Here is a 13,054-nt window from a genome sequence, read left to right on the forward strand (position 1 = left end):
CAAGGTACTAAATCTAATTGACAGACTTGTGAATTACAAGGCATCAGTCTGCTTATTTATAAAGAATCTCTGTGTTCCGTTTGATAATAACCTTGCGGAACGTGATTTGCGCATGATTAAGGTTAAAACCAAGGTCTCAGGATGTTTTCGCAGTGAGGAAGGCGCACAGGAATATCTTACAATCATGAGCTATATTGGGACTGCTCATAAGCATGGAATAAATGCTTTTACAGCAATCAGAGAAGCCCTTTTAGGGAATTCCGATATCATCTTTAACTAATGGAGTTCTGAACAGTTACCAGAGTTGTATAGTTAATTCAATGAGAATTGTGGTCAGGAATATGATTGTGAGGGGGAATGTTACTGTTCACACGCAAGCTTGACACTTGCTGTCAAGCTATGCGCCAATTAAATAAATATAACTATGAGCTGGTCCCATCATCGAAGATGATTTAAAAATGGACCGGCGACGTTACTGGAACAGATTTATCTGTGAACAGTAACGGGGGAATAGAGAGAGGAGAGAGCATGGAAGAGAAAAATTCATTTGAAAAGATATATGACGTTGTAAAGCAGATTCCAAAGGGCAGCGTCGCTTCATATGGTCAGGTGGCGCGTCTCGCAGGCAACAGCCGGTGGGCGCGAGTCGTGGGCTATGCGCTCCACGCGAATCCGGACCCGGAGCACATTCCCTGCCACCGCGTCGTGACAAAGGATGGCTGCACCAGCAGGGCGTTTGCATTCGGCGGCGGAGACCGGCAGCGGGAACTGCTGGAGGCCGAGGGCGTGGAGTTTGAGGGGGATCACGTAATAATGCAGGAATATCAATGGGAGACACCGTTTTATTAAAGGAGCGAAGGAGAGACCTCATGAAAACATTAGAAAAGTTATTACAGCAGGTGGACGGAAAAAGTTATCCGGCGTATAAGGATCTGCGGGGCAGATATGATTTTAAGGACTATCAGTTAAATATTGAGCATGTGCAGGGGGACCCGTTCGCGGCTCCGTCAAAGCTGAGTGTGGATGTGCCGGGAGGGCAGGCAGATTTTCCAGCGTGGACGTATGAGACAAAGGAGAAGCGGGTCGCGCTGCAGGATTTTCTGCTGCGTGGATTTTACCAGCAGACGGGACGGTATACGCACAAGGCGAAGGGATCCGGGAAGAGTGGGGTCATGTCGGTGAGCCGCTGCGGGCAGGAGGTCCTGGAGCGGACCGGCTGTGAGGTGCAGGTGACGGACGGCAGCGTGAAGGTGCGTCTGGAAGTGGGGTTCCCGGCAAATGGACGGCGGATCCAGGCGGGAGAGCTGCGGCGGATCTTGTTTGAATTTCTTCCGGTCTGTGTGAAAAATGCGCTGTATTATGCGAAGGTGGATCAGAAAAAGCTGGAGCAGACGATCTGGCTGGCGGAGGATCAAAAAGCTCTTCGCGGGGAATTAAAGGCACGGAAACTGGCGGCGTTCATCGCCAACGGGGCAGTGCTGCCGCGGGAGAGCGGAGTGTCGGATCTTCCGATGAAGCAGTCCGTGGTATTCCGGTCCCCGAAGGAGCTGGAGGTGACGCTGGATCTGCCTCACACAAAGGGGCTGACCGGGATGGGAATCCCCGAGGGAGTGACCCTGATCGTCGGCGGCGGTTATCATGGGAAGTCTACGGTGCTGCAGGCACTCGAGCGCGGGGTATACCCACACATCTGCGGGGACGGCAGAGAGTATGTGGTCACGGATGAGAGTGCAGTGAAGCTGCGGGCCGAGGATGGCCGGAACATTTGCAGCGTGGACATCAGCGGGTTTATCAGCAACCTTCCGAATAAAAAGGATACGCACAAGTTTTCTACCCTGGATGCCAGCGGAAGTACATCTCAGGCGGCGAATGTGGCGGAGGCTGTCAGTGCCGGGGCACGGGTACTGCTCATCGATGAGGACACCAGTGCGACCAACTTTATGGTGCGGGACGAGCTGATGCAGCGGGTGGTTCACCGGGATAAGGAACCGATCATTCCTTACGTGGAGCGGGTGCGGGAATTGTATGAGGAACACGGCATTTCCACAATTCTTGTTGCGGGAAGTTCGGGAGCGTATTTTCAGGTAGCGGATACCATTGTCCAGATGGATGCCTATGTGCCATACGTAATTACCGAAGCGGCGAAACGGGAGGCAGAGAACTTCCCGAAGCTGAAGTGCGATGCGAAACCGCTTGAGAAGGTGAAGCAGAACCGGGTTCCGCTTGTGAAGAACCAGGGAAATGACAGCCGGGCGGCCGGAAGAGACGACAATTACAGGTATGGCGGATACGGCGGCAGAGGCGGCCGCGGAGCGTATGGCGGACAAGACGGCCATGTTGGTCGTGGAGAACGTAATGGGCGCGGAGAACATGGCGGCCGCGGTGACCAGAACCGCACGAAGATCAAAGGGCTTGGCAGGGATGGTTTTCTGCTGAACAAAGAGCAGATCGAGCTGCGCTATGTGGAGCAGATCGTGGATGGAGAGCAGACACAGATGCTCGCGCAGATCTTAAATTATATGCTGGAGCATGTGTTTGACGGGACGAAGAATCTGGACCTGTGTGTGAGCCAGGTAGAACGGCTGCTGCGGGAGAAGGGCATGGCGGCTGTGGTCGGAGACCGCTGCATTCCCGGAAATCTGGCGATGCCGAGGCGGGAGGAGATTTATGCCTGCGTGAACCGCTACCGGGGACTTAAGGTGCGGTAGGGGTACTGTTTACACGCAAGCTTGACATCTGCTGCCAAGCTATGCGCCAATCAAGCAAATATAACCATGAGCCGGTCCCATCATCGAAGATGATTTACTTGTAATTGACCGATTGGAACGGTCGACCGACAGATGCTTTTATTATTTCAAAAAATCAGAACATAAAGTTAAAAATGGTGGATGCCCCGTAAAAAAATTCAAAACAATAACCTAAATTGAGAAAAGCTGCCTTTTTGAGCGGCTTTTCCTGCTCTATTATAAATATGAAGTGAGAGGTTTCGGGTAAAAGAAAAACAGAAGGGACTGTAAAAAAGTCTCCTAATCCATTGATTAATAAATCGTAATAGACAATCAGAGATGTATGAAGTATGATTACAGTGAACTATACAAAAACTCAATAGAAATTGTATAGTTTAGGATACAATGGAAAGCATTTGAACCTGCAAAAGAGGCAGAACTAAACTTTCAAGAGACATTAGACCGAATACATATTTTTATGGAACCAGTGATAATATCAATCATTGATGGACAAACTTTTGATAAGAAATGGACCTGTAAAGAAAAGGAATGGAAGTGATTAATTGAGATATTACATTGCAGATCTTCATTTTTTCCACTTAGCCATGAATACGAAAATGGATCATCGTGGGTTCGGGACAGTGGAGCAGATGAATGAGTATATGATAGAAAAATGGAATAAAAAGGTCAGGAAGAATGATGAGGTAGTCATTCTTGGTGATCTGTCCTGGGGAAATGCCGAGGAGAGGAACAGCACATACCGTGCAATATGATTAACTGTTTTTGTATGTATTCCGATTATGAGCCACTGACGTTGGATGAGTGGATTGAATGTAATAATAGAAGAAAATAATCGTGAATATGCAGCGACATATAATAGAGCTGCGTTATTTTCTGCAAAATAGTAAAAAAGAAAAAAATGTAATTTTAGCTTGAAAAAAAATTTGAGAATAGTATAATAGTCGTTATGGAGATATAGCTCAGCTGGGATGAGCGTTCGCCTCACACGCGAGAGGTCGCGGGTTCGAGCCCCGCTGTCTCCATACTTTTATACTTGCAGTCATGTGCAGGACAGAACAATTGAATATGGGGCATTAGCTCAGCTGGGAGAGCGCAAGGTTCGCAATCTTGAGGTCAGGGGTTCGATCCCCCTATGTTCCATTGCTTGTAGTCCCTCCGAAGGAGGGATTTTTTGTGCCCGTTCATCCTGCTTATAACTTATTTTTATTTGACAGTATGACGAATCTCCTCAATATCCTTCTGACTCAGACCAGTATATTTTTGGATCTGTTCATCATCCATCCCATCCCGCAGCATTTTTTCTGCTGTCTCACGTTTGCCTTCAATTTTGCCTTCAATTTTTCCTTCTCGTTTCCCTTCAATCCGTCCAAACCGTTCTGCCGATGCCATGGTGTGTTCATACATTTCCCGTGCTTCGCACTGCAGCTGGATTTTTTCATCTTCTGTTAACTCTTTCAGGGTCAGAACAGCCTCCTGGATTCCTTCAGATTTTTCACTCAGCATCTGCATCTCCTCCCATGTTTTGGCGATAAAGAGTTTGGCCCAATAATAAAGTTCAGGCTTCTCTTTCTGCAATTGACCGGTTTCTATCTGTGTTAAGTCTAACACACGGATGGAGAACTTGTCACTATAAACTTGGTGGGTTTTGGTGTTTGACAGGAGATATTCGGCGTATGGATCCGCAGGTTCTGCAGGCAGGCTTTTTCCTTACATAATCTTTGTCACATATGTTTCTTCATATCCAACGACCACCCGGATATATCCGGATAATAATTCATTTATTTCCTCGTTTCCCGTATCCACATAGAGCGGTTTTCCAAATAAAGACAGCATTTTATCTTTTGATGCAGCCACTATAATATTTTCTCGTCCAACCATTCTGATCACATCCGCACTGATCTGCTGATTTCCTCTGCCGAAAATGTATCCCTGTCCACCGATCACTGTCACAATGATCTTAACATGGTTGTACTTTCCGCTTTTTAGAACGTTCAGTATCTGTTTTTCTGTACAGTCTGAAGCGATCACCTTTTTTCTCCAGACCAGATCAACGCCAAGAAGCGTGTTCGGCAGTCCCATTTTTTTCATAATGGCTGCTGTGGTAGAGCCGGTGCCTACAATATATAAAGTATCTGGCTCCCAGATATCAGCAATATAAGAACTGAGCATATCCACCGACACGGATTCTGAATAACGGCGTCCGCTTTTCAGATGCTGGACCATTTTCGTTTCACGCGGAATTTGAAGATAGCCGTACAGCTGTGCCTCCACGATCCCCTGCCGGAAAAGTTCTTCGTTGATATCCATCACTTCAGCTTCTATGGTCTCCCTTACTTTTCCTTCCACATATTCCCGCAGCAGCTTTCCTGCTGTTTTGGGATTCAGTGCGTAGACGCCGGAATGTATCTTGCACCCGGCCGGGATTCCCAGCACTGGAATATCGGTTCCGACTGCATCCATGATATCTCGGGCGGTTCCGTCTCCCCCGACAAAAACCAGGAGATCCACCCCACTCTCCTTCAATTTCTCCGCTGCGATCCGCGTGTCTGCAGCAGTCGTATGACCAGATGCAATTTCCCCCAGTTCGCGATATTCCAGACCCGCTTCTTCGCAAATATTCGCGCCCATCTCAGCAGGATAGGTATATAGTTCAAAAAGATTCTGCGCCTCTGCCAGTTCCCTCATAGCCGTAACTGCTTTTTTTCCACTTTCCGGAACGGCACCTAAAGTCAGTGCTCTCTTAAGCGTCTCCGCGCCATCCGAGCCCTTCAGTCCAACCTTTCCACCGATTCCTGCAATCGGATTGACAATAAATCCTATCTTTTTCATTTTCCGCCGCCTTTCATATAGAAAATTCATATAGAAATTTGCGGATTCCCTGTTATTGGAGAACCCGCAAATGAATGCTGCATATTTTACACATGAATAGTTCCGGCAGCACGTCTTTTTTGCAGCTGCCTATATGTGACAGCGATTTTATCCAATGTGTTGTTCTCGTCACAGTACACATCATGAATCGGTGCATGGAACGGTGCTCCCTTTATTAATTCCGGCTCTTCGTAACACTCTCTTGCTACTTCACGGATCGCACATACCAGTTCGTCCAGGTCATCCTTGCTGTTGCTTTCTGTCGGCTCCAGCGTCATAGGCTCCGGCACAAGAAACGGATGATGTGACAGCCAGATATGTTCATAGCCAAAATCGATTAATCGTTTACTGACATCCAGAGAGGTAAATCCCGTATCTTCAAAAAGCGGTCCCCAACTGTAGCGACACTGCTCCAGTCTTCGTTTTCCCTCCGCGAACATAATCTCAATCCCTTTGATCTCAGAAAGTTTTTTCATGAGATACTGATTGTTCAGAACAGAACAAACAGCTGCCTCCTTTATGCCCTCTGCTCCCAGCTGCATGATCCACATATAGGCCCTTGCAACAACATGGGTATTCCCCAGAAATTCACGTATTTTCCCACAACTCTGAGGACAATCAGAATCAAGTGTGTATCGCTCACCGTCGTGCTCGACACGTGGAACCGGCAGATACGGTTTCAAAAATTCTCTCACGCCCAGTGCTCCACACCCTGGTCCCATACCGCCATGCGGCGATGAAAATGTCTTATGCAGATTATAATGAATCAGATCAAAACCGGTCTCTCTCGCACGCGTGATTCCCATGATTCCGTTCACATTTGCCTGATCATAATAGCAGAGTGCCCCGACCTCATGTGCCGCTTCCACATATTCCTGGATGTGTGGATTAAAGATTCCGGTATCCTCTGGATTTGTCACAAAAATAGCTGCTGTTCTCTCGGACAGAGCCTCTTTGAGCGCCCCCAGTTCAGGGAGCCCATCCTCCCCCGGCATCAGTGTGATCACTTTAAAGCCAGCTGTCGCAGGTGCTCCGGCATCACAGGGATGAGAAAAAATAGTGGTGATGATCTCGTCACGTTTGTCATCCCCCTTCGAATGAAAATATTCACGGACAATGCAGGCTCCCAGATAACATGCAGCCGCCCCGCCGCCGGCATGAAAGTTAAATGCATCCATGCCTGAAATCTCGCAGACCATATTTTCGGTCTTTTTGTAAATCTCAAGAAGTCCCTGAAGGGTGTCCGGATCCTGATAAGGATGGATGTCCACGAGTCCCGGATTGTGTGCTACCATGTGTTCTTGTACCTTGGGACTATATTTCATTGTGCAGGTTCCTTCACAGATGTCCGGTGCCACATCCATCCCCATGATTTCCTGGGTCAGACGCAGGTAATGTCTGTTGATTCTTGGCTGGGACAACTCCGGCAGTTCAGGCAGCTTTTTTCGTCTCATTGTCTCAGGGATTCGGTCGATCCCATTCCCCACTTCATTCACGATTTCTTCGTCAGGCTGCGGAACAAGGATTCCGCGCTCCCCGGGAACTGAAAGCTCGAAAATCAATTCTTCATCCCATTTGGCCTCATGGAACTGTCTTAAATATGTATCATAATCTCTTCGCATTATCATTTCCTCCTCTCATCAGGCGTGTACGGTTCTGGCAAGTGCTTGTGCCAGATGATCGATACTTTCCTTGTCGCTGGTTTCCGTCACACAATACAATGTACTTTGTCCCAATTCAGGAAAATCTTTACTCAGATCAACACCGCCAAAGATCTTTTCTTCCAACAGCATTTTGTTGATTTCCTCAACTGTTTTCCCAGTCTCATCATAATTCAACACAAATTCCTGGAAAAACGGTGCCTTGAACTGCATCGATACACCGGGGATCGCAGACAGTTTTTTTGCCGCATATTCCGCATTTGTCATAATTGTATTTCCAATTTCCTGCATTCCCTGGGGGCCCATCAGTGCCAGATAGACTGCGACCGGTGCCGTCCACAGATTGTTCTGTGTGCCGGTAAATTCCTTGCCTTTCTCCCGCATTGCATAATGCGTGCGGTTGATGAGAACGATGCAGTACGCAATTTCCCCCGGAACGGTTGTCTCTGTAACTCCGTCTACCAGTTCTTTAAATTCGCTGATATACCGCATATCGTCCGGAGATGCGATGTACCCGGCCTGCCCGCCGCCGGCATAAAGATGAAGGCCAACACTATGAATATCGCCTACTGCGAGTGTCGCACCATAATTTCCCGGTGCTTCGAGCACTCCAAGCGTAATCGGATCTGCATAAACTACAAATTCGGCTCCATTTTCCCGTGCAATCCCCCCTATTTCCTTCGCATCCGACTCAATCACACCAAGATAATTCGGATTTTCAAGAAATACGGCGGCTACATCGTCACCGATCTTGTCTTTCAGCTCCGCGATATCCATACGACCTGTGTCTGGATCATAATTGATCATGTCAATTTCAAGCGCATTTTCTTCGTGAACAGAGCTACAGTAATTTTTTATGATGGACAGATTTTCCGGATTCATATTCTTGGGCAGCAGCACTCTTTTCCGCCCGGTCATTCTGCTAGCCATGCAAAGTCCCGTTGCTGCAGCCTGTCCGCCGCAATGACAGGGGACAGTCGTAAAATCCATCTGTACTAATTCCGCAATCATGCTCTGATATTCGAAAAAAATCTGATACTTTCCATGATCTGCCCACGTTTCCGCACCATAACAGGTAAGGAGCTCGCCCCTCGTAGCAATTTCATCACATACAGCCGGAACATAATGCTGTGCACACCCCGCTCCCATATAATTATCATATTCATTGCAGTTGGCATTTTTATTCAGCAAATGTTCCATGTGCCTCTTAATGCCCTGCTCATCACGGATTGCTTTTGGTAAATTGAGATCACGGTCCAAACGCAGTTTTTCCGGAACCTCCTCATATAGATCTATTACATGCTCTGCCCCTACATAGTCCAACATCTCTCTCTGAATTTCCGGCACAGAGTTTGGAATATATGGGAATACTGTTTTTTTGCTCATAGTTGTCCTCCTCTACAATATCTTCTGAAATGCATCTGTTGAATACTCTTTTCCTTCTTTGCGGAGCTCCTTGGCCTCCTGCATTGCCAGGAAACGTTTTTTGGTAATCGGGAATATACATATGATCAGACCACAGACAATAAGCAATATTCCCGGGAACAGTGTCACCAGATTTTTGACTGCCACAACAACATTTTCTGATTGAACGGTTTGCCCTGCCTGATATCCGGCAATTTCAAGAATGATACCCACGATCTGAATTGCTGCCGCCTTCCCGAGTTTTACAAAAAACGAGAAATAAGATACCATCACTCCGGTAAGCATCTTACCGCTTCGGAACTCATACGTCTCACACGTGTCATACAGCAGGTTATAGCTTAAAACAAGAAAACCTATAATCGCAAAATGTGCCAGTGAATACTCGATACACTGTGCCACAAGAGAATGGATTCCTACCACCCGGAATACGAGAAGCGTTGTGCCTGAGATAAACATAAATACTACAAATACCCATTTCTTATCAAATCGGATTGCAAGCTTTCCGACCAAAATAGATAGAATAATTCCAAATATAGTTCCGCTTAAAAATACGATGGAACTTGCTGCTTCATCGACACCCAGAACAATGGTTGCATGATAGACAACCGTGGATGTGATTGTGTTAAATGCGCAATAAAAAATCAGGGATCCCACAATGAGAATGATATACGGTTTGTATACTAATACCTTTCCAAGATTTTTCAGAATCGGGTCACTCTTGCTTTGAGGTGGAAATGGAATCTCCCATCCTCTCGTTGAATACCATGTAATAAAAATAGCAAGTGCTGCCATAAAGCCCAAGGTTCCGGCCGCACAGCTCCATGCATGATTCGTCGTCATTCCGAACTTTTCATACGCAGAAACCAATATCATGGGAAGTGTGCTGGAAAAAAGTAATCCGCAGGTTCCAAACACCTGTCGAATTGACGATGCCGATGTCTTTTCATCATTGTTCGTCGTCAGTTCCGATCCCAGAGATAAATACGGTATGTTGAACATGGTATATGAGGTCCAATAGAATATGATCGTAATCACATAGTAGATAAACTTCCCGGTCATGGGCAAATTAACGTTTGTAAACAGCAGAACGGACGATATGATGATCGGAATGACCGACAGCATGATGAATGGCCGTCTCCGTCCATGCTTTGAGGTGCACCGGTCCGACATGGTTCCTATGATTGGATCACTGACTGCATCCCACAAAATTCCAAGCGAAACCACCAATCCTCCAAGTGCAGGCCGGAGTCCGGCAACATTGGTAAAGAAAAACAATAAAAATGCACCTACAAATTCCGTGATAATGGTATCCCCTATATTAGCGACACCAAAACCACATTTTGTGAAAAAAGGCAATTTTCTATCATACTTTTTTGAAAAGTTTTCAGTCGGAACTTCTTTACAATCTTTTTCGTTCCCCATTTCTTTCCCTCCTTATCCTTTTTTATTTCGTTGCTTATTCCTTTTCTTTCTAGCTGGCCAGCTTTCAACTATACTATAACTGTTCGAGTCACTGGAATGTCAACAACATCTCCTGTATTTTCCTTTCCCGAAATCCGCTCATTTCTAGCCTTTTTGTATTTTTACAACCTTCAAGTCAACTTGAAGGTAAAAAAAACAGCCATATCAGATTTCCGTGATATGACTGTTTCGTGCATTGCCCTTATTCTTTTAATTCAATTGGAAAACAAATCCTTGTAAGATATTCGTTTATATTTGTAGAAAATCTGGGGTCGACTTCATAAATTTCCATTGCCGGGCCAGTGATGCGATACTCGCTGTTCTCGATCCACTCCAACAAATTCAGATATGCTCTATATGCAAACTTATAATGTCCGATATGAATAGTTGCTGCACATAAGCATGAATCCAGATGTTTGATTTCGGAATGCTCAATCGCCGCATCCGTTCCCATTACGATCGGGAGACACAGCTCCAGATCCCCATATTCATTTGTGAACTGAGCCGAATAACCATCATGGAATATGCCGACCGCCGGTCCTTTGGAAAACAATTCATACTGTTCGCGTAAGTTCTGAAGTTCCAGTACACGATCTGTAAACACATTATCTACTGCTATATAGCTTATATATCTGGTTGCCAGAACCCACATTTCCGGCATCGTATATAATTCCACCTGATATGCTTTTAATTCTGTGTTTCGTTCTGCATTACGCGCTGGATCTGATTGTTTCGACTGCTCCGATTCCCTTGTCTTTTCTTTCTGGAGCTTATTCGTATTCTGAAGGCGCTGCAGAGCATAGTCAATTGCCACCAGCTGATTGCTCAAACGCATGGACTCTTTTTGCATCTCTCTCATTCTCAATTCCAGTGCATGAATCATATATTCATTGTTTTCTTTTTGCAGAATAAGCCGAATATCCTGGATTTTGATTCCCAGACCTTTCAGCTCTTTGATCATCTCCGCCTGAAGCAGCTGCTTTTCAGAATAATAGCGATATCCGTTCGCCGAATTTCTGATCTCTGGCTGCAGAATCCCCTCGCTGTCGTAATAGCGTAAAGTTGTTGATGGTATACCGGATACCGTTGCAAGTTCTCCAATTGTATACATTCTCATTTTTTACATCTGCCTCCCGGTTTCTAAGGTCATTGGTTTTTGGGTTTCACTTCGTACTTGTTTACATCCGCATTTTCCGCATCTCTTTATGAACACATATTATCACTGTAATTGCTTTATGCCAAGTCCATGCATTATATTTTCCGATTGACAGGTGTCACCTTAGAATTGTAAAATAAATGAAGGAATAGCAATTAATGCAATTGGGGACGTAGCAAAGCTACACTTTGCTACGTCCCCAATTGCACTTTTGACCTGTCCCTTTTTGCATCATCTATAGAACGGAGTGTTATCAATGAATTTAAAAAGTCGTATGCCGCGAGACTTTTATCGTCTTTTCGGCAGTAAATATCTGGATTATTATATGGTGTTTCTCGTGGCAGTCTACGAGGAGAGCAGCCGTTCTTACTCGACTCTGGGGCTGACGGAGCAGGAGGTCAAGAGTATCATCAACGAGAGTCTGGCGGGGCTGAAGCTGGACTGGAGCGAGGCGCGGGTGGACGAGGACGGCGTGATGCTGTCGCAGTCGAACATGGCGTCGATCTGCCTGGCGCATTTTGAGCAGTGGGGATGGCTTCTGAGTGATTATGATGAGACACTCAACTGCAACGTGGTGTCATTTCCGGAGTACAGTCAGCTCTATATTGAACTTTTCCAGAAGCTTTTGAGCGAGGAGGACGGTAGGGAGCGGGAGAATATTCTGGCGATTTACAGCTATCTTTATACATACAACGCGGACAAGGAGAAGAACAATGACATTCTGCGGAGTGCGCTGAAAACGTCCAGGCGCCTGGTGCAGCTGCTGGCGAATATGCAGGAGGGAATGCGCGGCTATTTTGATGAGTTGTCGAAGCAGCGGGAGTTCCGGGGGATTCAGGAGGTCCTGGTTCATGAGATCAACAACAGTGACAGCAGAAAATATGCGATCCTGACGACGACGGACAGCTTTTACCGGTATAAAGAGGCGGTGAAGGAGCTGACGACGGACAACCTCGCGGCAAATGAACTGCGCAGACAGGAGCTTGAGGAGGAGCGGAAGGTGCTCACGCCGAACACGGTTCCGTTTTATCGAAATGAGCGGGCAATCGAAATCTGCGAGGAGGCGATCGAGATCATCTGCCAGATTGACCGGGAATTTGAGAATATTGAGAGACGGTATAACAAACTGATTGAGCAGAAAACCATATTTGCCAGCCGTGCGGCGGCGAGAATCCGCTACATTTTGCAGGAGGGCAGCCAGGAGGAAGACCAGACGGTGGCACTGATCAACCTGCTGAACCGGGGGGGCAGCCGACAGAATGTGCTGGAAGAGCTGACGGCGCATATGCGGACGACCGCGCAGTTTCGGGTGATCACGGAGCAGAGTCTTTACAGCAGGCGGGAGGGCGGCAGCCAGCCGTTCACGCCGGTGGCGGTGGAGGAGCAGGGCGTCGGTCCGCAGGAGGACATGGAGAGTTTTGTGCTGAAACCTCTGTATACAAAACAGCAGATCCGGGAGTTTATGCAGGACAATATGACGGACGGAGTCTTCCGGGCGACGGCGGATTCGGTGCAGTCGGTGGAAGATCTGGAAAAACTGTTTCTCGTGTGGCAGGATATGACAGAGCATGCGGGAGAAGTCACGGATGTCAGGCTCGGCGAGGAGATTGAGACCGAGGGAGGCCTGCGATTTTCGTCACTTCAGATCAAAGAGAATGCAAAATAATAATTTCAGGATGCGGGTTTTAGAACCCCTCCGCAGGTGGAAGGGTTCTAAAACCCGCATGACAGGAGAG

The 13,054-nt window shown here is 46.9% G+C and carries 11 protein-coding genes and 2 tRNA genes; 7 read left to right on the top strand and 6 right to left on the bottom strand.

Annotated features, from left to right (window positions below; translation table 11 throughout):
• The 6 genes from BUB85_RS02345 to BUB85_RS02370 form a co-directional block, all read left to right on the top strand.
• Window positions 1–280, top strand: a 280-nt coding sequence (locus tag BUB85_RS02345) for an IS66 family transposase (RefSeq protein ID WP_143160648.1), incomplete at its 5' end; no start/stop codon positions are given.
• A 248-nt stretch (window positions 281–528) separates the two neighbouring features.
• Window positions 529–849, top strand: a complete 321-nt coding sequence (locus BUB85_RS02350; RefSeq protein ID WP_073104481.1) for an MGMT family protein — start codon at window positions 529–531, stop codon at window positions 847–849.
• Window positions 850–869: 20 nt separating this feature from the next.
• Window positions 870–2,708, top strand: a complete 1,839-nt coding sequence (locus BUB85_RS02355; protein ID WP_073104483.1) for an ABC-ATPase domain-containing protein — start codon at window positions 870–872, stop codon at window positions 2,706–2,708.
• 581 nt (window positions 2,709–3,289) lie between these two features.
• A complete protein-coding gene (locus tag BUB85_RS20915; protein ID WP_242945328.1) occupies window positions 3,290–3,499 on the top strand; it encodes a metallophosphoesterase family protein in 210 nt (69 codons plus the stop codon).
• A gap of 196 nt (window positions 3,500–3,695) precedes the next feature.
• Window positions 3,696–3,769, top strand: a tRNA-Val gene (locus BUB85_RS02365).
• Between the two features lie 45 nt (window positions 3,770–3,814).
• Window positions 3,815–3,887, top strand: a tRNA-Ala gene (locus BUB85_RS02370).
• A 63-nt stretch (window positions 3,888–3,950) separates the two neighbouring features.
• On the opposite strand, the gene BUB85_RS02375 is transcribed toward BUB85_RS02370, so the two are convergent.
• From BUB85_RS02375 to BUB85_RS02400, 6 genes are all read right to left on the bottom strand, one after another.
• Entirely contained in the window at window positions 3,951–4,445 is a 495-nt protein-coding gene (locus BUB85_RS02375; RefSeq protein WP_084533884.1) for an Rpn family recombination-promoting nuclease/putative transposase, read from the bottom strand.
• 9 nt (window positions 4,446–4,454) lie between these two features.
• Window positions 4,455–5,576 carry an ATP-NAD kinase family protein gene (locus BUB85_RS02380; RefSeq protein WP_073104487.1) on the bottom strand — a complete coding sequence of 374 codons (1,122 nt, stop codon included), beginning with the start codon at window positions 5,574–5,576 and terminating at the stop codon, window positions 4,455–4,457.
• An 86-nt stretch (window positions 5,577–5,662) separates the two neighbouring features.
• Window positions 5,663–7,237: an aminomethyl-transferring glycine dehydrogenase subunit GcvPB gene (gcvPB, locus tag BUB85_RS02385; RefSeq protein ID WP_084533885.1), complete on the bottom strand. Its 1,575-nt coding sequence runs from the start codon at window positions 7,235–7,237 to the stop codon at window positions 5,663–5,665.
• A gap of 18 nt (window positions 7,238–7,255) precedes the next feature.
• Window positions 7,256–8,662, bottom strand: a complete 1,407-nt coding sequence (gene gcvPA / locus BUB85_RS02390) for an aminomethyl-transferring glycine dehydrogenase subunit GcvPA (RefSeq protein WP_073104491.1) — start codon at window positions 8,660–8,662, stop codon at window positions 7,256–7,258.
• Window positions 8,663–8,674: 12 nt separating this feature from the next.
• The gene (locus BUB85_RS02395) at window positions 8,675–10,123 is read right to left on the bottom strand and encodes an MFS transporter (RefSeq protein WP_073104493.1); all 1,449 of its coding nucleotides are present in this window, start codon (window positions 10,121–10,123) and stop codon (window positions 8,675–8,677) included.
• A 241-nt stretch (window positions 10,124–10,364) separates the two neighbouring features.
• Window positions 10,365–11,279, bottom strand: coding sequence for a MerR family transcriptional regulator (locus BUB85_RS02400; RefSeq protein WP_073104495.1), 915 nt, complete (start codon window positions 11,277–11,279; stop codon window positions 10,365–10,367).
• Window positions 11,280–11,574: 295 nt separating this feature from the next.
• On the opposite strand from BUB85_RS02400, the gene BUB85_RS02405 reads away from it, so the two are divergent.
• On the top strand, window positions 11,575–12,984 hold the full coding sequence (locus BUB85_RS02405; protein WP_073104497.1) for a Wadjet anti-phage system protein JetA family protein: 1,410 nt from the start codon (window positions 11,575–11,577) through the stop codon (window positions 12,982–12,984).
• Window positions 12,985–13,054 lie beyond the last annotated feature (70 nt).

Origin of the sequence: Hespellia stercorisuis DSM 15480 (assembly GCF_900142165.1) — a bacterium.
Taxonomy (GTDB): domain Bacteria; phylum Bacillota; class Clostridia; order Lachnospirales; family Lachnospiraceae; genus Hespellia; species Hespellia stercorisuis.

Coding starts and splice junctions, on each gene's coding strand:
- BUB85_RS02350 (WP_073104481.1), top strand. CDS start 529: ATGGAAGAGAAAAATTCATTTGAAAAGATATATGACGTTGTAAAGCAG.
- BUB85_RS02355 (WP_073104483.1), top strand. CDS start 870: ATGAAAACATTAGAAAAGTTATTACAGCAGGTGGACGGAAAAAGTTAT.
- BUB85_RS02380 (WP_073104487.1), bottom strand. CDS start 5,576: ATGAAAAAGATAGGATTTATTGTCAATCCGATTGCAGGAATCGGTGGA.
- gcvPB (WP_084533885.1), bottom strand. CDS start 7,237: ATGCGAAGAGATTATGATACATATTTAAGACAGTTCCATGAGGCCAAA.
- gcvPA (WP_073104491.1), bottom strand. CDS start 8,662: ATGAGCAAAAAAACAGTATTCCCATATATTCCAAACTCTGTGCCGGAA.
- BUB85_RS02395 (WP_073104493.1), bottom strand. CDS start 10,123: ATGGGGAACGAAAAAGATTGTAAAGAAGTTCCGACTGAAAACTTTTCA.
- BUB85_RS02400 (WP_073104495.1), bottom strand. CDS start 11,279: ATGAGAATGTATACAATTGGAGAACTTGCAACGGTATCCGGTATACCA.
- BUB85_RS02405 (WP_073104497.1), top strand. CDS start 11,575: ATGAATTTAAAAAGTCGTATGCCGCGAGACTTTTATCGTCTTTTCGGC.